General features: G+C 66.8%; 17 protein-coding genes. 12 read left to right on the forward strand and 5 right to left on the reverse strand.

Going from position 1 to position 19,824, the window contains the following annotated elements; all coding sequences use genetic code 11:
- Positions 1-160: 160 nt before the first annotated feature.
- The 4 genes from AB0M15_RS03590 to AB0M15_RS03605 all read left to right on the forward strand — a co-directional run bounded on the left by AB0M15_RS03590 (position 161) and on the right by AB0M15_RS03605 (position 6,579).
- Positions 161-2,128 carry a 2-oxoacid:acceptor oxidoreductase subunit alpha gene (locus AB0M15_RS03590; RefSeq protein WP_363813490.1) on the forward strand — a complete coding sequence of 656 codons (1,968 nt, stop codon included), beginning with the start codon at positions 161-163 and terminating at the stop codon, positions 2,126-2,128.
- The gene (locus tag AB0M15_RS03595) at positions 2,125-3,204 is read left to right on the forward strand and encodes a 2-oxoacid:ferredoxin oxidoreductase subunit beta (protein ID WP_363813492.1); all 1,080 of its coding nucleotides are present in this window, start codon (positions 2,125-2,127) and stop codon (positions 3,202-3,204) included. Before AB0M15_RS03590 ends, AB0M15_RS03595 begins: the two co-directional genes overlap by 4 nt.
- A gap of 453 nt (positions 3,205-3,657) precedes the next feature.
- Positions 3,658-4,311 (forward strand): hypothetical protein, encoded by a 654-nt coding sequence (locus AB0M15_RS03600; RefSeq protein WP_363813494.1) that lies wholly within the window; start codon positions 3,658-3,660, stop codon positions 4,309-4,311.
- A 3-nt stretch (positions 4,312-4,314) separates the two neighbouring features.
- Positions 4,315-6,579, forward strand: a complete 2,265-nt coding sequence (locus tag AB0M15_RS03605; protein WP_363813496.1) for an N-6 DNA methylase — start codon at positions 4,315-4,317, stop codon at positions 6,577-6,579.
- A gap of 34 nt (positions 6,580-6,613) precedes the next feature.
- Here the strand turns inward: AB0M15_RS03605 and AB0M15_RS03610 are convergent, their stop codons facing one another.
- The 3 genes from AB0M15_RS03610 to AB0M15_RS03620 are packed head-to-tail and all read right to left on the reverse strand — an operon-like array spanning position 6,614 to position 10,142.
- Positions 6,614-7,861, reverse strand: coding sequence for a DUF445 domain-containing protein (locus tag AB0M15_RS03610; RefSeq protein ID WP_363813498.1), 1,248 nt, complete (start codon positions 7,859-7,861; stop codon positions 6,614-6,616).
- Positions 7,862-7,912: 51 nt separating this feature from the next.
- Positions 7,913-9,094 carry an MFS transporter gene (locus AB0M15_RS03615; protein WP_363813500.1) on the reverse strand — a complete coding sequence of 394 codons (1,182 nt, stop codon included), beginning with the start codon at positions 9,092-9,094 and terminating at the stop codon, positions 7,913-7,915.
- A complete protein-coding gene (locus AB0M15_RS03620; RefSeq protein WP_363813502.1) occupies positions 9,084-10,142 on the reverse strand; it encodes a hypothetical protein in 1,059 nt (352 codons plus the stop codon). Before AB0M15_RS03620 ends, AB0M15_RS03615 begins: the two co-directional genes overlap by 11 nt.
- Before the next feature lie 161 nt (positions 10,143-10,303).
- Here AB0M15_RS03620 and AB0M15_RS03625 point away from each other — a divergent pair, with 161 nt between their 5' ends.
- From AB0M15_RS03625 to AB0M15_RS03640, 4 genes are read left to right on the forward strand one after another with little or no spacing between them, the layout of a single operon-like run.
- Positions 10,304-10,903, forward strand: coding sequence for a TetR/AcrR family transcriptional regulator (locus AB0M15_RS03625; RefSeq protein ID WP_363813504.1), 600 nt, complete (start codon positions 10,304-10,306; stop codon positions 10,901-10,903).
- On the forward strand, positions 10,869-12,293 hold the full coding sequence (locus AB0M15_RS03630; RefSeq protein WP_363813506.1) for a nitrilase-related carbon-nitrogen hydrolase: 1,425 nt from the start codon (positions 10,869-10,871) through the stop codon (positions 12,291-12,293). Before AB0M15_RS03625 ends, AB0M15_RS03630 begins: the two co-directional genes overlap by 35 nt.
- Positions 12,290-13,456, forward strand: coding sequence for an alpha-hydroxy-acid oxidizing protein (locus AB0M15_RS03635; protein WP_363813508.1), 1,167 nt, complete (start codon positions 12,290-12,292; stop codon positions 13,454-13,456). The genes AB0M15_RS03630 and AB0M15_RS03635 overlap by 4 nt, the downstream gene beginning before the upstream one ends.
- A complete protein-coding gene (locus tag AB0M15_RS03640; RefSeq protein WP_363813510.1) occupies positions 13,453-14,109 on the forward strand; it encodes an HAD family hydrolase in 657 nt (218 codons plus the stop codon). Before AB0M15_RS03635 ends, AB0M15_RS03640 begins: the two co-directional genes overlap by 4 nt.
- 42 nt (positions 14,110-14,151) lie before the next feature.
- Here AB0M15_RS03640 and AB0M15_RS03645 read toward each other — a convergent pair whose 3' ends face one another.
- Positions 14,152-14,889: a D-Ala-D-Ala carboxypeptidase family metallohydrolase gene (locus AB0M15_RS03645; protein ID WP_363813512.1), complete on the reverse strand. Its 738-nt coding sequence runs from the start codon at positions 14,887-14,889 to the stop codon at positions 14,152-14,154.
- Between the two features lie 131 nt (positions 14,890-15,020).
- Here AB0M15_RS03645 and AB0M15_RS03650 point away from each other — a divergent pair, with 131 nt between their 5' ends.
- From AB0M15_RS03650 to AB0M15_RS03665, 4 genes are all read left to right on the forward strand, one after another.
- Positions 15,021-15,626, forward strand: a complete 606-nt coding sequence (locus AB0M15_RS03650) for a SigE family RNA polymerase sigma factor (protein WP_363813514.1) — start codon at positions 15,021-15,023, stop codon at positions 15,624-15,626.
- A complete protein-coding gene (locus tag AB0M15_RS03655) occupies positions 15,623-17,059 on the forward strand; it encodes a hypothetical protein (RefSeq protein ID WP_363813516.1) in 1,437 nt (478 codons plus the stop codon). The genes AB0M15_RS03650 and AB0M15_RS03655 overlap by 4 nt, the downstream gene beginning before the upstream one ends.
- A gap of 64 nt (positions 17,060-17,123) precedes the next feature.
- Entirely contained in the window at positions 17,124-17,633 is a 510-nt protein-coding gene (locus AB0M15_RS03660) for a SigE family RNA polymerase sigma factor (protein WP_363813518.1), read from the forward strand.
- Complete coding sequence (locus AB0M15_RS03665) at positions 17,630-19,060, forward strand: hypothetical protein (protein ID WP_363813520.1); 1,431 nt, start codon at positions 17,630-17,632, stop codon at positions 19,058-19,060. The genes AB0M15_RS03660 and AB0M15_RS03665 overlap by 4 nt, the downstream gene beginning before the upstream one ends.
- Here AB0M15_RS03665 and AB0M15_RS03670 read toward each other — a convergent pair whose 3' ends face one another.
- Entirely contained in the window at positions 19,061-19,813 is a 753-nt protein-coding gene (locus AB0M15_RS03670; protein ID WP_363813522.1) for a TIM barrel protein, read from the reverse strand.
- Positions 19,814-19,824 lie beyond the last annotated feature (11 nt).

Consider the following 19,824-nt stretch of genomic DNA (forward strand, 5'->3'; position numbering starts at 1 on the left):
AACTCGATATCGGCTGATCCCAGGCTGTGGACCTTCCGGTCTCATACATGGTTCCGTACAAGGGGCGAACTAAGATTGAGGTATCGCCCACTGGGGGGATCGTCCTCTTCTTCACAAGAGAAGTGGCCGGCCCAAGCTTCGACTTGGAGATGACTGACACGTGACCATCGAGGTCAAGCAGCTCGACCGCGTGGTGATCCGTTTCGCCGGTGACTCCGGCGATGGGATGCAGCTCACCGGAGACCGATTCACCGCAGAGACGGCTTCGTTCGGCAACGACCTGTCGACGCTGCCCAACTTCCCCGCCGAGATCCGGGCACCAGCCGGAACCCTGCCGGGCGTCTCGTCGTTCCAGTTGCACTTCGCCGACCACGACATCCTGACGCCGGGCGACGCGCCGGACGTGCTGATCGCGATGAACCCGGCGGCCCTCAAGGCGAACCTGCCGGAGGTACCGCGCGGTGCCACCCTGATCATCGACACCGCCGACTTCACCGCGCGCAACCTGAAGCGGATCGGCTACGACGAGAACCCGCTCGAATCGGGCGAGCTCGAGGCGTACCACGTGATCGGCCTGAACCTGACCGGGATGACGGTGGAGTCGGTCAAGGAGTTCGGGCTGACCCGCAAGGACGCCTCCCGGGCCAAGAACATGTACGCCCTCGGCCTGGTCTCCTGGCTGTTCCAGCGGCCGGTCGAGTCGACGATCGAGTTCCTGCAGACGAAGTTCGCCGGCAAGCCCGACATCCGCGACGCCAACATCGCGGCGTTCCGGGCCGGCTACAACTTCGGCGAGACGGCGGAGGAGTTCTCGGTCCGGTACGAGGTGAAGCCGGCCCGGATGGCGACCGGTACGTACCGCAACATCTCGGGCAACCTCGCGCTGGCGTACGGCCTGGTGGCGGGCGCCCAGCGGGCGGGCCTGCCGCTGGTGCTCGGCGCCTATCCGATCACGCCGGCTTCCGACGTACTGCACGAACTGTCGAAGCTGAAGCGGTTCGACGTCACCACGATCCAGGCCGAGGACGAGATCGCCGGCGTCGGCGCGGCGCTCGGTGCGTCGTTCGGCGGCGCGCTCGGCGTGACCACCTCGTCCGGCCCGGGCATCAGCCTGAAGTCCGAGACGATCGGTCTCGGCGTCATGCTCGAGCTGCCACTGGTGGTCTGCGACATCCAGCGCGCCGGCCCGTCGACCGGGATGCCGACCAAGACCGAGCAGGCCGACCTGCTGCAGGTGATGTTCGGCCGCAACGGCGAGGCGCCGCTGCCGGTGGTCGCCGCCCAGTCCCCCGCGGACTGTTTCGCGATCGCCGTCGAGGCGGCCCGGATCGCGGTCACCTACCGCACTCCGGTGATCGTGCTGTCGGACGGCTACCTGGCGAACGGCTCCGAGCCCTGGCAGGTCCCGCAGATCGAGAGCCTGCCCAAGATCGAGCCGAACTTCACCACCGAGCCCAACTCCACCAATGACAAGGGCGAGCCGGTCTACCTCCCCTACCTGCGCGACCCGGAGACGCTGGCGCGAGCTTGGGCGATCCCCGGTACGCCGGGACTCGACCACCGGATCGGCGGGTTGGAGAAGGAGGACAAGACCGGCAACATCTCCTACGACCCGGCGAACCACGACCTGATGATCCGCACCCGGCAGGCCAAGATCGACGGCATCACCGTGCCGCCGGTCGAGGTGGACGACCCGGACGGTACGGCCAGGGTCCTGGTGCTCGGCTGGGGCAGCACGTACGGCCCGATCGGCGCCGCGGTTCGCCGGGTCCGCAAGGTCGGCGGCAAGATCGCGTCGGCGCATCTGCGGCATCTCAATCCGTTCCCGGCCAACCTGGGCGAGGTGCTCGCGCAGTACGAGAAGGTCCTGGTGCCGGAGATGAACCTCGGCCAGCTCGCGATGCTGCTGCGCGCGAAGTACCTGGTCGACATCGTCTCGTACGCGCAGGTCCGTGGCATGCCGCTGGGCGCCGCCGAGCTGGCCGAGGTGATCGGCAACCTGGTCGAGGAGACCGAGGGCATCGACGACGACGCGCGGCACCTCGGTGAGGCGGCCGCCGCCGTGACCCATGGCGAGGCGCTGGGAGTCCAGCCGAACGGCGTCCACCACCCGGAGGGAGCACGATGAGCACCGTTGACCTCGGCCTGCCGAGCTTGCCGGGCGGGCTGGCCGGAGTACCGGCCGCGACCGAGCCGCAGAACCGCAAGGAGTACGTGTCGGACCAGGAGGTCCGGTGGTGCCCGGGTTGCGGCGACTACGCGGTACTGGCCGCTTTTCAGGGCTTCCTGCCCGAGCTCGGGATCAAGCGCGAGAACGTCGCGATGGTCTCCGGCATCGGCTGCTCGTCTCGCTTCCCGTACTACCTGTCGACGTACGGCATGCACTCGATCCACGGCCGCGCGCCGGCGATCGCGACCGGACTCGCGGTGGCGCGTCCCGACCTGAGCGTCTGGGTGGTGACCGGTGACGGCGACGCGCTGTCGATCGGCGGCAACCACCTGATCCACACGCTCCGGCGCAATGTGAACATGAAGATCCTGCTCTTCAACAACCGGATCTACGGCCTCACCAAGGGCCAGTACTCACCGACCTCCGAGCCTGGCAAGGTCACCAAGTCGACCCCGATGGGCTCCGTCGACAACCCCTTCAACCCGGTCTCCCTGGCCCTCGGCGCCGAGGCGACCTTCGTAGCCCGGACCGTCGACTCGGACCGCAAACACCTCACGTCGGTACTCCGTGCCGCCGCCGAGCACCGCGGCACCGCCTTCGTCGAGATCTACCAGAACTGCCCGATCTTCAACGACAACGCCTTCGACGCCTTCAAGAACCCCGAAACCCGCGACGACGCGATCATCCCGCTAGTCCACGGCGAACCCATCCGCTTCGGCACCGACGGCCACCTGGGCGTAGTCCGCGACGGCTTCGCCTCCCTCGCGGTCCGCGAGGTAGCCGACCTCCCCGGCGGCGAATCCGACCTGGTAATCCACGACGCCCACACCGAAGACCCCGCCTACGCCTTCGCCCTCTCCCGCCTCACCGACGCCGGCGTCCTCCACCAGGCCCCCATCGGCATCTTCCGCTCAGTAGCCCGCCCGGCGTACGACGACCTGGTCCGCCAACAGGTAGCAACCTCCAAAGAAACCCAATCCGGCGGCACCCTCCAATCCCTGATCACCGGCTCAGACACCTGGACCGTCGACTAGGCACCACATCCCCACGCAGCTCCTCCGTCGCCGCTCCCACCCACCCTGAACCGCCGCTCCTCCGTCGCGGCTCAGGCGGTTGCTGGGCTTCGCTGAATGTCCTGCAGTTCGCTGCAGGACATTCGCGGCGGGCCAGGTCGAAGCCCGTCACGTGCCACAGACGATGCCTGCAGGGCATCCGGCACGGGCCCCTCACAACACTCCCGGCTTGCTGCCACCAGGGGGTTCACAGAAATGAGTACTGGGAGTACTTGCATCGCGATCGCTCCTGCCCTACGCTGATCACCAGAGCGGACGAGGACCGACCTGAGCCGTTCAGGGTCCTGGAAATCTGCAACTCAGCAGGCAAAGCAATGCCCCGGGTGGCATGCCGAAGCAGAGGCGAACCCGGGGCTTACTCACAAACCGTAGCACATCCTTGTGCTGCCCCGAGATGGATGCGAGGCGCACTAGATGACTACCGAGCCCGACTGGATCCGCGACGTACTCTCGCCCGCCAGGTTTGCTCCTTACCTGGCCAGGACCGGCGGTGACACTGACGCTGCCATTCAGCTGTACTGGTGGAACGTTGACGTCTCGGCGGCCTTCTACACGCCGCTGCACCGTCTCGAGATGGCCCTTCGCAACGGCATCCACCAACGGTTGAGCGTTGCCTACGGAGGCGCGGACTGGTGGGCCAGCGCACCGTTGCAGGACAACGGTGTCCGGCTGGTCGGCGATGCGGCACGCAAGGTGGCGTCGCGGTCCGGTTCATCCACCGCCGACGACATGGTGACCGAGTTGTCCTTTGGATTCTGGGCATCACTGATCAGCCGCCGCTACGACCGCACTCTGTGGGTGCCTCACCTGCACAAGGCATTTCCTGGGTACCGCGGACCCCGGGAACGCCTGCATCGCGAGGTACACACCGTTCTTCTGCTCCGAAACCGAATCATGCACCACGAGCCGATCCACCATCGCCACCTGCAAGCAGATCATCAGACGATCCTTCGTGTGCTGATGTACCTGGCCCCCTCGATGGTTGACCAGCTGCGACCGAACGACCATGTCGCAGCGGTACTGCGCGACAGGCCCGATCACACCTCGTCGGCAGGTCCTCGGAGATGAGCCATGGCTGAGCAGGCGGAAAAACTGTCTCTGACGGACATCGCGAATCGCGCGGGGGTCCAACTCAGCGCTGTCAGTAACTGGCGCAAACGGCACGATGACTTTCCAACGGCCAGCGCCGTAGCCGGGCAGGAGGAGTTTGACCTGCACGCCGTTGCGGAGTGGCTTCGAGGTCGGAAGATTCCACAGAACCGGCTCAAGTCCGACGAACCACCGGGCATCAGCTACGGCGAGCGCTTTCTGAAGAACAGCGGAATCGAAAACCTGTCAGCAGAACTTCCGACGAGACACGAAACGGCACCGCCGAAAGCGGACTGGAGGACGTCGCTCTGGCGGGCGATGGACAGGTTGCGCGGCACACGTAGCGCCGCTGCCTCCTTGGAGCTACTCCTGGATCTCGTCTACGTCAGGGTTCGGCGGCCTGATATCTGGGATGGCCTACTCGATGCCTCACGGTGGCCTCAAGCTCTGCACGCACTGCCCCAGGTGGAGATACCGGTGGCAGACGCCTCGACTATTCAGATATTGAAGGATCTGAAAGATGATCCCGACCGATTGCTGTTCGAAACGGTCCGCATCCTAGATGCTGTCGACTTCGGCGACGGACGAGGCCCCAACTCCACCGGCGCTCAAATCAGTGAAGCAATCCTGGCTGAACTCGAGCGCGGAATGGGACGCAGTGGGGGACAGTTCACACCGCCTAGCGTTGCCCGATGCCTCGTTGAGTTACTCGATCCGCGTCCCTCCGACCGCATCTACGATCCGTTCTGCGGTTCAGGTGAGTTGTTGTCTACCGCATCGGCCTATGTCAGTCGGCAGAAGAATCCGCCTGCCGACTGGCAGGTCTACGGACAGACATCACACGAATGGTCGCTGAGAACAAGCACGATCAACCTGGCCTTGCATGGCACCAAGGCTGATCTGCGCAAGGGAGGCGTGCTCGACGAGGATCGCTTCCCGAATCAGCGGTTCAGCCGAATTGTGGCGAATCCGCCATTCAATCTATCGGTGGACATACCGAGGGACCACCCGTGGCTCTTCGGAGAACCACCTGCGCACAACGCCAACTTCGCATGGCTCGACCACGCCGTCTCCAAACTGACAGCTGACGGACGGGCAGCTGTTGTCATGGCCGGCGGCGCCGCCTTCAGACAGTCCAAGGGTGAGCTGGCTATTCGCGCTGCGATGGTGGAGGCCGGCGTCGTAGAGTGCGTGATCGCACTGCCTTCCAATCTCTTCAGGTTCACTGGAATTCCAGTGATGGTCTGGATCCTGCGAAGCGTTGCTAGTGCGCCTCTCCGAAACGAGACGCTGTTCATCGACGCAAGCCGCCTGGGGAAACTTGCCGATCGCAAGCAACGCCAGCTCGGTGAAGATGAGATCGCCCAAATAGCAAACGAATACCGTCGATGGCTGGCATGCGATTTGGGTGGGATGTTCAGCGAGGTCAAGGGTTTCTCGCGGGCAGTCAGCCATACGGAGATCGAAAGGAACGATTTCAGCCTCCTTCCCGGCCGGTACACCACGGTCGATGCCGAAGAATTGGACTTGATCTCGACCTCGGCCCATCTCCTCGCATCAAGAGCTGAACTCGAACGCTTGAGACCACGGGCCAGCGATGCCGACGTCGGACTCGATGTTCAGCTAGGCGATCTGCTGGCACAGCGCCCGCCGGACTCCGACCGACCCCCCACCCCGCTCGGCAGCGTCTGCGACATCCTCACGGGTCCAGGCACCGTCCCGCGGGGCGATCCACAAAAGTCCGGCACACCACTGGTGCTGCCGCGCAATATCAAGGCTGGCTCGATCGATTCCGGTGATCTCGATTCCGTTCCACTGACCACGGCTACTGGAATGGCGAGGTATCGGTTGAACCCGGGAGACATAGTCAGCGCACGCGCCGGCACCCTCGGCCGGTACGGACTGGTACGCGACGAGCAAGCTGGATGGTTGCTCGGTCCTGGTTGCGTACGGTTCCGCGCCGATCATCGAGCCGATCCCGAGTATCTGACCTACTACCTGGGAAGCCCAGCCGCCCAGCGCTGGCTGATGGATCGCACCAGCGGTTCAGTGATTCGCCACGTCAACTCGAAGACCTTGGGCGAGATGCCGATCTGGCTCCCTGATCTGCCGGCACAGCGCGCAATCGTCGAAACGTTGAAGGCGTTCGATACTGCCGCATCGCTGCACCGCAGGGTGGCCGCGACCGCCGAGGGCATTCGCGATCTCGTCGCGGCACTCCTGCTGTCTCCACAAATCAATACATAACGCCTCGACGGAGGAGGTGCGTGGGGTGTTGGTGCTAGAGCAGTTGGCTGAGGGTGTGGATTGTCAGGCCTACCAGGGCTCCTACTACGGTGCCGTTGATGCGGATGAATTGGAGGTCTCGGCCTACGTGGAGTTCGATGCGGGCGGCTGCTTCGTGGCCGTCCCAGCGTTCGATGGTGTCGGAGATGATGGAGACGATCTCGGTGCCGTAGGTGCGGACCACGTAGCCGACTGCTTCGGCGGCTCGGGTGTCGATTTTGGTGATCAGGGTCGAGTCGGTTTGTAGGCGTTTGCCTAGGTCCTTGATTGTCTGGGTGGCGCGGAGGCGGAGGGGGCCGTCGGGGTCGCCGATGGCGCCGATCAGGGCGGTGCGGACGGCGTCCCAGACGGCGGTCAGGCTGTGGCCCATGTCGGGGTGGCTGAGCATCCGGCGTTTGAAGGCCTCGAAGCGGTCCATCATCTCGGGGTCGTGCTGCAGGTCGTCGGCGAGCTGCAGCAGCAGGCGGTCGATCGCCTTGCGGGCCGGGTGCTGTGGATCGTCCCGTACTGCGGCCAGCCAGCTCAGTGCCTCGCGGTGGATCCGGTCGATCACGATCGAGTCGACCCAGCGCGGCGACCAGCGCGGCGCTCGTGGCCCGACCACGTCGGCCAGGAGCTCGCGGTTCTCGGCCAGCCAGTCGTACGCCTCGACCATCAGCAGGTCGAAGAGAGCGTGATGCGCCCCATCGTCGACCACCGAGCCGAGGAAGTGCCCGGCGATCGGGCTCAACGGCTCCTCGGCGAAGCGCGGCAGCAGCGACCCACGGACGAAGGCGGTCACGTCGTCGTCACCGAGCTTCGGCAGTGCCGCGCCGATCGTCCGTACCCCCTCCTCGACGATCCGCTCAGCGTGATTGCCGGAGGCCAGCCACTCGCCCGCGCGCCGGCTCACCTCGGCCGTCCGCATCTTCTCCGCGACGACCTCCTCGGACAGGAAGTTCTCGGTGACGAACTGCTCCAGGCTCTCGGCCAGGCTGTCCTTGCGGGTCGGCACGATCGCGGTGTGCGGGATCGGCAGCCCGAGCGGATGCCGGAACAACGCCGTCACCGCGAACCAGTCGGCCAGCGCCCCGACCATCGCCGCCTCGGAGGCCGCGTTGACGTAGGCCCAGCCGCCCTCATGGTGCAGCGTCAACACGTAGATCACAGCGGCCAGTACAAGCAGTGACAGCGCGACCATCCGCATCTGCCGCAGCCCACGCCGGCGTACCAGATCCGGCCCGCTCAACACCATCGTCGCCATACCTTGATTCAACCAACCCGGCAAAGGATCGGCCTCCGGCAACACCCCGTACTAACCCCGCTGTCGATCCATCCGCCCCGACACCAGGGCCAGAACCAGTCCGGCGACAGCGAGGACCGCGCCGACGCGGCTCGGCCACTCGTACCCGTAGCCGGCCGACAGGACCACGCTGCCCAGCCAGGCGCCGAGCGCGTTGGCGACGTTGAGCGTCGAGTGGTTGAGGGAGGCCGCCAGCGACTGACCCTCGTGGGCCACGTCCATCAGCCGCGTCTGCAGCGCCGGAATGAGGATGCTCGCGCTGAAACCGAGCGCGAAGACGCCGGCCAGGGCGCCCGCCTTGCTGTGGGCCAGCCAGCCGAAGGTGGCCAGCACGACCGTCACTGCCACCAACCCGCCGTACAGGCTGGGCATCAGCGCGCGGTCCGCCAGCCGGCCGCCGACCAGGGTGCCGCCGGTCATACCGATGCCGTACACGGCCAGCACGATCGTCACCGCCGCCTCGCTGAAGCCGGCCAGCTCCGTCATCGTCGGGGTGATGTACGAGTACGTCGCGAACATCCCGCCGAAGCCCACCATGCCGACCAGCAGCGCCATCCACACCTGCGGTTTGGCCAGCGCGCTCAGCTCGCTGCGGACGTTCACGTCGTTGCCGACCGGCTGTGGCCCGATCCAGAACCGGACCGCGATCAGGGTCAGCAACCCAAGGATGCCAACGGCAACGAACGGCAACTGCCAGCCGAACCTCTGCCCCAGCAAGGTGGTCACCGGTACGCCGACGATGTTCGCCACCGGCAGCCCGACCATCATCATCGAGACCGCCCAGGCGCGCCGGTTGACCGGCACCATGGAAGCCCCGACCACCGCTCCGATCCCGAAGAACGCGCCATGCGGCAAGCCGGTCAGGAACCGCGCCGCCATCAGGAGTTCGTAGCTGTTGGCAACGGCCGAGAGAATGTTGCCGACGACGAACACCGCCATCAGCCCGAGCAGCAGCCGTTTGCGGCCGGTCCGGGCGCCGAGCGCCGCGATCACCGGCGCCCCGACGACCACGCCGATCGCGTACGCCGAGACGATGTGCCCCGCCGTCGGGATCGAGATGTCCACCCCGTCGGCGATCTGCGGCAGCAGCCCCATCGTGACGAACTCGGTGGTCCCGATCGCGAAACCGCCGGTCGCCATGGCCAGCAAGGCCAGGCCGACGTGCCGGGAGGTCAGCGAACTGTCAGGAGTCACCGAACTTGTCACACCTGATTGTCGCATCCACCGTCGCCCCGGCAGCCGCTGTCTCAGCCGCCGGTGTGACCACCCCCACCCGCCGCCAGGCAACCACGAGCAGTACCAGAGCAAGCCCGGCGAAGATCCCGTTCCCCACCAGATCAGCGGTCTTGGACGCCGCCAGCACCGGCGTCTCCGGGAACCCGTGCCAGGCATACGTCAGCAACGCACCCGACGCCAGCGCCAGCACCTGCCGCCGCGACCACAGCGCCCAACGCCGAACAATCCATACCGATCCCGCCCAGATGACCAGATAGATCGCCGCCGCCCACCACCCGGGAAGAGCCAGATCGCTCACCACCAGAAACCCCGAGCTGACCACCAACGCACTCACCCCGACAACCCAAACCCCCGGAGCAGTCCCAACCGGAGCAGTCCCCACAGCCCCGACCCCAGGCACGCGTCGACCGATCACAGACCCGCCCCGGCCGAGCAGGACGGCCCAGACGACAAGCCCGGCAATCGCCACCGCGACCCCGGCGAACTGCCACGGCGAGGCCCTGAACGGGTCGTTGTGCAGCTGGATCGCCGTCGTCGCCACCGCCCCAGCCAGGAAGAACATCCCGACCACCCAAGTCCCGATCTTGCCCAGCCACGGCTCCCGCGGCCGCTTCGACACCGCCTCCACCAGCACGATCGGCACGGCGATACTCCAGATCGTGTGCAGGCTGAGTACGAACAACGTCCACGGCGCTCCCATGCCGAGGAAGTGGATGTACCCAGGATCGAGCAGCCGCTGATCGACGTAGTTCGGGTTGAACAGCGACTGCGTCGTCACCCCTTCCTCGAACACCCCGTACGCCAGCGCCAGCACCAGAAGGCTCGGATACCCCCATCCCTGCCGCCGCACCAGCTCGCGGATCAGCACCGCCCCACCCCCGTACAGGCAGGCCAGTCCGACCAGCGCATACAGCGCTGTGATCGGCAGGTTGCCGAGCAGATACTCCGCCACCAACGGCGACAGGAAGAACAGCCCGATCGCCGGCCAGAACCTCTTTCCACGCATCTGAACGCCTCCTCATCCGGTGCTCACCAGCCTCGCGCCGGGCGCAGCGGCGTACCGGTGCCGACCGTCCTGATCCGCACCTGATGAATGTCATGGGCTCAGGGACGGTTCAGGGTAATTCCCCTATACGCCGTATAGGCATTTGCGTTTAACTGACAGACATGACCGAGGTGACCACCAAGGACCGCATCACAGCCGCCGCCAGCTATCTCCTGACCGAGAAGGGCGCGGACGGCGTCAGCATGCGCAAGGTCGCCGCCGCGGTGGGCATCACGCCGATGGCGATCTACCAGTACTTCCCCGACCGCGACGCGCTCCTGCACGAGGTCGCCGACGCCGCGTTCACCGAGCTCGTCCGGCGCTGGCAGGCCGAGCCGCGCAGCGTCGCCGCCGACCAGCGGCTGCGCGAGATGCTCGTCGACCACGTGGACTTCGCGCTCGCCCAGCCGCGGCTCTACGACTACATGTTCACCCAGCGACGCGACCAGGCGCGGCAGTTCCCCGAGGACTTCCGGGCCCGCCGCTCGCCAACCTTCACCCTGCTGGCCGACGCGATCGCCGACGGCATCACGCAGCGACTCTTCCGCGACGACGACATCTGGGAGTCCAGCCTGATGATCGCCGCCTTCCTGCACGGCCTGATCCAGCTCTACCACGGCGACCGGATCGGCATGCCCGAGGCCGACTTCCGCGCCCTCTGCCTGAGCCTGGGCGAAAGGATGATCAATGGCCTACTTGTCCAAACAACACAGCGCAGGTAAATACGCCGCTCCAGCGGCCCTCCTCACCGGCGTTCTCCTGTACTTCGGAAGCGGCCTCGACACCATCCCCGCCCTCACCTGGCTAGCACCGCTACCAGTCCTGCTCGTCGCTCGGCACCTCAACAAGCGCCTGACCGCGTTGACCGCCTTCATCGGCTGGTCCCTCGGCCTGGCCAACCTGTGGACCTACCTCCTCAACGACCTCGAACTCCCACCCGCGGCAATGAGCTTCCTCGTCCTCCTGGCCGGCGTCTTCACCCTGACCGCCCTACTCTTCCGCGCCCTCATCCTTCGAGGCCGCTACCTGACGGCGGCGCTAGCAGCACCCGCAAGCTGGGCAGCCGCCGACTACCTGATCGCACTCGTCTCACCCCACGGCGCCTTCACCAGCCTCGCCTACACGCAAGCAGACGTTCACCTGGTCGCCCAGATCGCCTCCCTGACTGGGGTTTGGGGCCTCACCTACCTACTCCTCACCCCGGCGGCCGTCGTCGCCGCGATCGCCCATGCGCCCCGGCGTACCGGCGTACAGCTCGCAACAGCACTCGCACTGGTCGCCATAGGCACCTTCTCCTACGGCGCCTGGCGACTCTCCGGCGAGGAGACGAGCCAGGCCGTCAAGATCGCGATCGTCTCCGCGAGCAACGGCCTCGACGACACCCGCTGGTCCGGCGCCAACGGCCCGGCGATCCTCACGGCGTACACGAAGCAGATCGAAGCAGCCGCAGCCAAGGGCGCCCAGGTCGTAGTACTGCCCGAGAAGTTCATCGACGTCGACGCGACCACGCTCCCCGACCTCGAAAGCCAACTGCAGAAGGTTTCCACCACCACCAAAGTGCAACTGGTCGCCGGCTTCACCGTCTTCGGCGACCATGGCAACGACTACAACCGCGCCCTCCTCTTCCACCCGACCGGCGGCGCTCCCCTCTCGTACGACAAGCATCACCTGATCCCCGGGATCGAACCGTACGAGCCCGGCGATCACCTCGCGATGACGGGCAACTGGGGCGTGATGATCTGCAAGGACCTGGACTTCCCGGCGCTCGCCCGGCAGTACGGTGAGAAGAAGACCGGCCTCCTGCTCGTCCCCGCGCTCGACTTCGACAACGACGGCTGGCTGCACAGCCGGCACGCGCTCCTGCGCGGGATCGAGAACGGCATCCCGATCGCCCGCAACGGCAGCCAAGGCCTGCTCACCCTGAGCGACGCGTACGGCCGTGTCACCACCCAACTAGCAGCTCCGACGGGCCGCGACGTCACCCTGGTCGGCGACCTCCGCCCCGGAATCCACAGCACCCTCTACACGAAGTACGGCGACTGGTTCGCCTGGCTGTCCTGTCTGCTGACACTCGTGGGACTCGGGGCGTTGAGGCCGAGCAAGCGGGCATGAAAGCATCCGGCATGGCCAACTACGGCGATCACCAGCTGAGCATCTACGTGCAGGGGATGTTCCAGAACACCCTGCCCGAGATCACCACCGATCTGTCCCGGCTGGAGTCGCAGGCCGCCGGCAGTCTGTCCGCGGAGGCGATGGGCTACATCGTCCCGAGTGCGGGCAGTGGTTCGACGGCCCGCGCCAACCTGGCCGCGTTCGACCGGTGGCGACTCGTCCCACGGATGCTGCGCGGTAGTACCGAGCGGGATCTGTCCTGCACGATCCTCGGCACCAAGATGCCCGCGCCCGTGGTGATCGCGCCGGTCGGCGTACAGACGCTGGCGCATCCCGATGGCGAGCTGGCGACCGCACGAGCGGCCAGTGCGCTCGGGCTGACCTACACGCACTCCACCCAGGCCAGTCACGCGTTCGAGCAGATCGAGGCCGACAGCAAGTGGTACCAGCTGTACTGGCCGACAGACAAGGACGTCTGCCTCAGCTTCCTGCAGCGCGCAAAGGCCAATGGGTACTCCGTCCTGGTGGTCACCCTCGACACCGGCACGATCGGCTGGCGCCCGGCAGACCTCGACCGTGGGTTCCTGCCGTTCCTCAAGGGCGAGGGGCTGGCGAACTACTTCAGCGACCCCGCCTTCCAGGCGAAGCTCGCCAAGCCGATCGGCGAGGACCCGACGGCGGCGGTGATGCACTGGGCGCAGATGTTCCCGAACGTCGGCCTGAGCTGGGACGAGCTGTCCTTTCTGCGCGACAACTGGACCGGCCCGATCGTGCTCAAGGGCATCACCTCGGTCGACGACGCCAAACTCGCGGCCGAGCACGGCGTCGACGGCCTGGTCGTCTCCAACCACGGCGGCCGCCAGGTCGACGGCGCGATCGCGGCCCTGGACGCGCTCCCGGCGATCGCGGACGCCGTCGGCGAGCAGGTGACTGTGCTCTTCGACTCGGGAGTCAGGACAGGTGCCGACGCTGCCAAGGCGCTCGCGCTCGGCGCCAAGGCGATCCTCCTCGGCCGTCCCTTCCTGTACGGTCTCGCGCTCGCCGGCCAGGCCGGGGTCGAGCACGTACTGCGCTGCCTGCTGGCCGAGCTCGATCTCACCCTCGCCTTGTCGGGCTACGCGAACCACCGCGAGCTCAACCGGACATCCGTGGTCCCCGCGTGAAAGCGGTCATCTTCGACCTCGACGACACCCTCTTCGACCACTACTCGTCCGTCGTCGCGACCCTGCGTGCCTGGATGCCTGTACTCGGTGGCGGCGAGCTGACCGATGAGCACGTGACGCAGTGGTTCGTGGCCGAGCATCGCAACTTCGAGCTCTGGCTGGCCGGCGAGCTGAGCCACCAGGACCAGCGCCGCGGCCGGCTGCGCGACTTCCTTCCTGCAGTCGGCCAGCCGGTACCGACGAGCGACGCGGAGCTGGACGAGATCTTCTCCGGGTTCCTGAATCGCTACCCGCTGTACTGGACGGCCTTCCCCGATGCCCTCCCGGCACTGGAAGTTGCCAAAAGCAATGGCTGGCGGATCGGCGTACTGACCAACGGGACGGTCGCGCAGCAGAACGCGAAGCTGGCCGCGATCGGCCTGGCCGGCCACATCGACGTCGTCTCGACCTCGGAAGGGCTCGGCTTCAGCAAGCCCGCACCGGAGTCCTACCTGCTGACCTGCACGGCACTCGGCGTCGACCCGTCCGAGGCCCTGATGATCGGCGACAACCTCGACAAGGACGTTCTGGGCGCCCGCGCAGCCGGCCTCACCGCCGAACACCTGGACCGCGCAGCCGGCATCACGCTCACCCAGCTGGTCCGAGCAGTCTGACCAGGCCGGCGCGGAGGTTTCCGCGCCGGCTCCGGTACCGGATCAGATGCCGCAGTTGGGTGCCGACCAGGAGTTGCTGGTCCGGATGTCGACGTGGGTGTGGTCGTCATGGCCCGGGTAGCCGGGACCGAAGATGCCGCCGAAGCCGTGGTACCGGGCCTGCTTGGCCAGCGTGCACAGGGAGTGGACGCCGACCAGGTCGGCCGCGCGGCCGTACAGGTGCTGACTGCTGCTCGCGCCGCCGACCGAGTTGTTGCAGGGGATGCTGCGGAAGCCACTGGTGATAGTCAGGGGCTGGTCGCCGAGCGCGTGCCGCATGGCCTCGAGCTGCCACATGGTCTGCAGGGCATTGGCCTTGGTCGCAGCCGCCGACAGCGGCCCACCGTCCCAGCCGCTGCCACCACAGCCGTCGTCCAGCTCTGCGTAGGTGAAGTGGATCGGCGTGCAGTCGTCATCCTGCAGCGCATAGATCTTGCTGAACGTCGCGGGACCGGCGATCCCGTCGGCGCCCAGACCGTAGGCGGACTGGAACCGCTGGACGGCGGCCTTGGTGGCCGGACCGAAGGCACCGTCCGCGGCGATGTGCCCGCCGTATGCCGGATAGCCGGCGACCCGGATCTGCAGCTGGCGCACGTCCTCGCCGCTGGTGCCTTCGCTGAGCGTGCGGCTCCAGGTGTAACAACCGTCGGCGTACGCCTTGGGCGCCGTGACCGCCTGGGTCGCCACCGAGCCGACCAGCAGGGCGCCGAACAGTCCGAGGATGGACAGAATTCTGATCAATCGGCTACTGAAGTATTTCTGCATGGAACTACCTCCGAACGCATTTGGGGCGAAACGCGCCTGACCCGGCCACTGTCCCGGCAAAATCCGTCGCTTGACCAGACCTCGCTGGAAACTTTTCGACGAACAGCATGTTGCGGGCAACCGATCGGCCCGGCATCCCGGTCCTCCATGATGTGACCATTGACGACAGCACGCTCACACTGCGTGCACGGGGAACGGGGCGACCGGTGACGGCTGCTGAAGGGTTCGACGCGTTCGTACTCGCGCGGTCCCGCAGACTTCTGCGGACCGCCTACCTGCTGACTCAGGACCACGCGCTGGCCGAGGACCTGGTCCAGACCGCGCTGGCCAAGGCCTGGTTCGCCTGGTCCCGGATCGAGGGCGGCGACCCGGAGCCGTACGTCCGCAAGGTGATGGTCAACACCTACGCCTCCTGGTGGCGCCGCCGCTGGAACGGCGAGCAGCCGACGGAGGAGTTGCCCGAGCACGCGGTACAGACGAGCTCCGAGGAACGCACCGACGTCTGGCGAGCCCTGCAGCGACTGCCGCGCAGGCAACGCGCTGTCGTCGTACTGCGCTACTACGAAGACCTGTCCGAGGCAGAGACCGCCCGAGTCCTCGGCTGCACCCCCGGCACAGTGAAAAGCCAGACCAGCAAGGCCTTCGCCAAACTCCGCCTGGACCCCGCCCTCCTAACCACCGACACCCCCGCAGACCGGGAGGCCACGCGATGAAGCTCACCGACCTGCGAGACGAACTCAACGCCCGCGCCGAATCCACCGACGACACCCCCGACCTACTCGCCGGCGTCCACGCCAAAATCACCCGCACCAAGCGCCGCCGCAAGGCCGGCGCCCTCGGCGCCGTAGCCGGCGTAGCAGTCATCGCCGCCTTCGCCACCGGCCTGATCCCCGGCGTGACCAGCACGACTCCCCAACCGGCCGAGACCCCCACTCCCCGCGACTATTCGAGGGACGGCATCACGCTGCCCGCTCTGGAGGGCGGGGACCAGTTGGAGAAGGCCTGGATCGGTCGTCTCGGGGAGAGCAAGCTCGACTTCAGCTGGACCCCGAAAGCCCAGGACACCAGGTTCGAAGGCATCTGCCAGTCGAGCGCGAGCAGCCCGCAGTACGTCACCATCTCGGTCAACGACTACGTCGTCGGCACGGACGAATGCCACAGCGGCTACGACCCGGACATGCCCGGCGCGGGCATCGGTCTGCAGGCCGACAACGCCTTGTGGATCGCGGCACCCGCCGGCAAGCCCGCCCGCGTCGTCGTCCAGCTCACCGACAGGGACGGCCGGACGGTCAACAACAAGATCACCCAACTTGCCCTCGGCATCTACCGGGTCGCGCCCGTGCCACCGGAAGGTGCCCCCGTGCAGGCGCCACCGACCTCCGACGACGACTACACCAAGGACGGCGTCCGCTACCGCGCCAAGATCGGCGGCAAGACGTTGCTGGGCGCCACGGTCGCCGACCGCGGCAAGAATCAGTTCGACTTCACCTTCACTGGAACCGGCGCCGTGGTCGGCTTCAACCCGTTCTGCACGGCAACCAGCACGGGCCGGTTCCCGGAGTACCAGCTGGCCATCAGGATCGACGGCAAGCCGACCAGCGAGGTTTCGTGCTCCGGTGACTCCGTCGATGCCGGACAGGGAACCTACACCTTCGACGGCGTGGCGCCATCGGCCGGACAAGAGGTCAAGGTGACTGTGCGGCTCGAGAACAGCAAGGGACAGTTGGTCGACCGGCCGCAGGACTGGATCGGTCTGGGCGTCTACGACCTGGGCAAGCGGCGGACCGTCGACACCACGAGCCTCGACGAGCTGACCGAGCACAGCGGTTACAACTACCGCCTCACCAAGCTCGTGTCCGTGGAGGCGGCGAAGGCCGATCACCTCGAGCTCGCGACGCCTGGCGACACCCCGTTCCTGGTCTCCTATGGCACTACCGGACCCTCGGCGGCCGAGGGCACCACCGATGTCGTCCACCTGACCGGCCTCGGCGAGGAGATCGGCGACCAGGCAGGCGGCTACGGCACGGTAGGCATCGCGGCTCGCCCGGCCGGCACCGCCAAGATCACCCTCAGGGACTACAACGAACGCCCCGTCGCACACCCCAAGGGCACGCTGTTCATCGCGCTCTACCTGCCCGCCGACTGATCAGGATGCAACCATCGGGGCCGCCCACCCACTGTTCCTCGGTGTGCACACGACGAGGGTTGGGATGAGCGGCCCCACGGACTTCGAGGAGTTCGCCAGTACGCAGTACGCGGCTCTGCTGCGTACTGCGTACCTGCTCACCCAGAACCGCGCCACCGCCGAAGACCTCGTCCAAACCACCCTCGCCAAATGCTGGCTGGTCTGGAAACGCATCGCGGACCGCGACCCCGCCCCATACGTCCGCCGCACCATGCTCAACACCTACACAGCCTGGTGGCGCCGCCGCTGGAACTCGGAGTACCCGACCGAAGAACTTCCCCATACACCGGACCCCGGCGGTCACACCGGCGTCGAATCCCGCACCGACCTGAGCGAGGCCCTCCGCCGCCTCCCCAAACGCATGCGAGCAGTCGTCGTACTCCGCTTCTACGAAGACCTCACCGAAGCCGAAACCGCCCGCCTCCTCAACTGCTCGGTCGGCACCGTGAAAAGCCAAACCAGCCGGGCCCTGGCCAAACTCCGGATCGACCCCAGCCTCCTCGACCACCCCCCCGCGAAGGAGGAGCACGCATGAACCTCGAAGACCTCCGCACCCACCTGACCAACCAGGCCGACGAGGTAGACCCCACCACCCCCGTGCCCCTCCCCACCATCCGCCACCACCGCACCGCCCTGAAACGCCGCCGCACCACCGCCATCCTCACCACCGCCGCAGCCGCCGTAGCCGTGATCGCCGCCCTCCTCCCCGGCGCGTTCAACACCTCAGCTCCGGCCCCCGCCAAGCCACCGCCGGACGTCACCCGCTATGGCGTCACCATCCCAGGCGCAGTAGGTCCCGATCGCCTCGACAAAGCCGAAATCGCCAAGCCGGGCACCAAGACCCTCGATTTCACCTGGACCCCGACCAGCACGAGTCTCACCTTCCGCTCCTACTGCCAGACCAAGACCAGTCGGCAGGTCGTCCGCGTGACCGTCGACAACTACCTGGTCCTGAACGAGCCCTGCGACGACACCGGCGGCAGACCACACCACCAGTCGGCGGTGCCGTCCAACCATCTCTTCTGGCTCCAGGTGACACCCGGCAAGGCAACAAAGGTGCACGTCTTCGTGATAGGCGAGTCCGCTGAGGACAGCGTTTCCGTCACGGCCCTGGCCGTCGGGATCTACCAATCCCCCCAACAGCCGAAGGATCCCGCCTTCGCCGGGCTACCGGTCCGCACGCCGCCCCCTGACCCCGGCGATTACGTCAAGGAAGGCTTCCGGATCCCCGCCAAGATCGCCAGTCAGGACCTGCTCAGCGGAGCCATCGGCAGCCTCGGGCAGCAGACCCTGACACAGCGATTCACAGCAACCGGCGGTGCGGTGAACATCAGGGCGTTCTGTGCCATCGAGATGATCGCCGACCTGTTCACGCTGAAGATCAGCGTCAACGGACGGCCGGTGAGCCCGATCCGTTGCGCTGAAACGCGCGGCGACCTCACCCAGGTACAGCCCACCGATCACCTCGTCGCCACCGCACCCGGGAAGCCCGTTCTGGTGACCTTGAAGGTGGTCGAGACCGCGACGGGAAAGCCCTTCGAGAATCTGCCGCCGGTGCACATCGGGGTCGGCGCCTACACCGTGTCAAAGCATCGGATCATCTCCGGCCGGAGCGACATCCCTGAGCTGCTCGAGTACGGCGGCTATCGGTACAAGCTGGCGACTGTGCAAACGGCCCCGGCAGCGGACGGCCAAGTGACCGTCGACACCCCGGCAGGCAAGCCGTACCTGATGACCTTCGGCGGTGCCGAACTCGGCCTCGCGGAGGTCTGGGTGAAGATCCTCGGGCTCGACCGGGAAGCCAGCGTCCTGCTGGGAGAGGACCCCACTGTCCTGAATCCCAACCGTGGCGGCCGCACAGTCGGCCAGCCCGCGGGTCGTGCCGGCAAGGTCACGCAGAAGGTCGTCAGCGGCCGGCCTACGCAAGGGCTGCTGTATCTCGGGCTGTATCTGCCCGAGTGATCAGATCCAGTTGTGGAGTTGGGCTGCGTCGGTGGAGAACTGGTCTAGTGAGTCGTCGGCGACGAACTCGAGGAGGGCGTTGATCTCTCGGGGTTCCTTCGACAGGCGGTCGAGGACTGGGCGCCAGAGGGACTCGCGGCCGGAGAGGGGGAGGCGGTTGTTGGAGGGCCACCAGGAGAAGACGTGGACTGTGCTGAGCCAGGGCATCAGGGACTCGAGTTGCTCCAGGCATTGGGCGTCACTCAGGTCTACCGGGGGTTGCCAGTACGTCGTGAGGTTGGGGGCGCCCACGTCGAGCAGCAGCGTGATGGTCGAGTCGACCTCGTCGGTCAGGGTGCCGCGGTGGAACTCCATCGCGATCTCGATTCCCGCGCCGGCCGCGACGTCAGCCAGCTCCGCCAGGCCCCGGGTCACCGCCATCCGGTCGCCGACGCCTGCTTCCGCAGTACCGACTGTTCCGGCCCAGACGCGGATCCGGGGCGCGCCGAGCTCCGCGGCCGTGTTGACCGCGGTACGGATCTCCTCGCGATCGACGCTGCCGGCCCGCAGGTACGACCCGTACGCCGCGATGGCCAGACCGTTCGCCTCGCACAGCTCGCGGGCCTTCCGCGCGGCGGGCAGATCGCCGAGCGGCACGTGGATGTCACCACCCCACTCGATCGCCGCCAGCCCCGCCTTCTTGGCCACCTCGACGACCTCGTCGACCGCCAACTTCCGGAACGTCACCGAGACCAGACCGGTCCGCACACCCACGCCGTACCTCC

This window comes from Kribbella sp. NPDC051718 (genome assembly GCF_040681515.1).
Lineage (GTDB): Bacteria > Actinomycetota > Actinomycetes > Propionibacteriales > Kribbellaceae > Kribbella.

What these genes read in the sequence shown, in the direction of transcription:
- AB0M15_RS03595 (WP_363813492.1), top strand. Translation starts at nt 2,125, where the DNA reads ATGAGCACCGTTGACCTCGGCCTGCCGAGCTTGCCGGGCGGGCTGGCC.
- AB0M15_RS03600 (WP_363813494.1), top strand. Translation starts at nt 3,658, where the DNA reads ATGACTACCGAGCCCGACTGGATCCGCGACGTACTCTCGCCCGCCAGG.
- AB0M15_RS03605 (WP_363813496.1), top strand. Translation starts at nt 4,315, where the DNA reads ATGGCTGAGCAGGCGGAAAAACTGTCTCTGACGGACATCGCGAATCGC.
- AB0M15_RS03610 (WP_363813498.1), bottom strand. Translation starts at nt 7,861, where the DNA reads ATGGCGACGATGGTGTTGAGCGGGCCGGATCTGGTACGCCGGCGTGGG.
- AB0M15_RS03620 (WP_363813502.1), bottom strand. Translation starts at nt 10,142, where the DNA reads ATGCGTGGAAAGAGGTTCTGGCCGGCGATCGGGCTGTTCTTCCTGTCG.
- AB0M15_RS03625 (WP_363813504.1), top strand. Translation starts at nt 10,304, where the DNA reads ATGACCGAGGTGACCACCAAGGACCGCATCACAGCCGCCGCCAGCTAT.
- AB0M15_RS03630 (WP_363813506.1), top strand. Translation starts at nt 10,869, where the DNA reads ATGGCCTACTTGTCCAAACAACACAGCGCAGGTAAATACGCCGCTCCA.
- AB0M15_RS03635 (WP_363813508.1), top strand. Translation starts at nt 12,290, where the DNA reads ATGAAAGCATCCGGCATGGCCAACTACGGCGATCACCAGCTGAGCATC.
- AB0M15_RS03650 (WP_363813514.1), top strand. Translation starts at nt 15,021, where the DNA reads ATGTTGCGGGCAACCGATCGGCCCGGCATCCCGGTCCTCCATGATGTG.
- AB0M15_RS03655 (WP_363813516.1), top strand. Translation starts at nt 15,623, where the DNA reads ATGAAGCTCACCGACCTGCGAGACGAACTCAACGCCCGCGCCGAATCC.
- AB0M15_RS03660 (WP_363813518.1), top strand. Translation starts at nt 17,124, where the DNA reads ATGAGCGGCCCCACGGACTTCGAGGAGTTCGCCAGTACGCAGTACGCG.
- AB0M15_RS03665 (WP_363813520.1), top strand. Translation starts at nt 17,630, where the DNA reads ATGAACCTCGAAGACCTCCGCACCCACCTGACCAACCAGGCCGACGAG.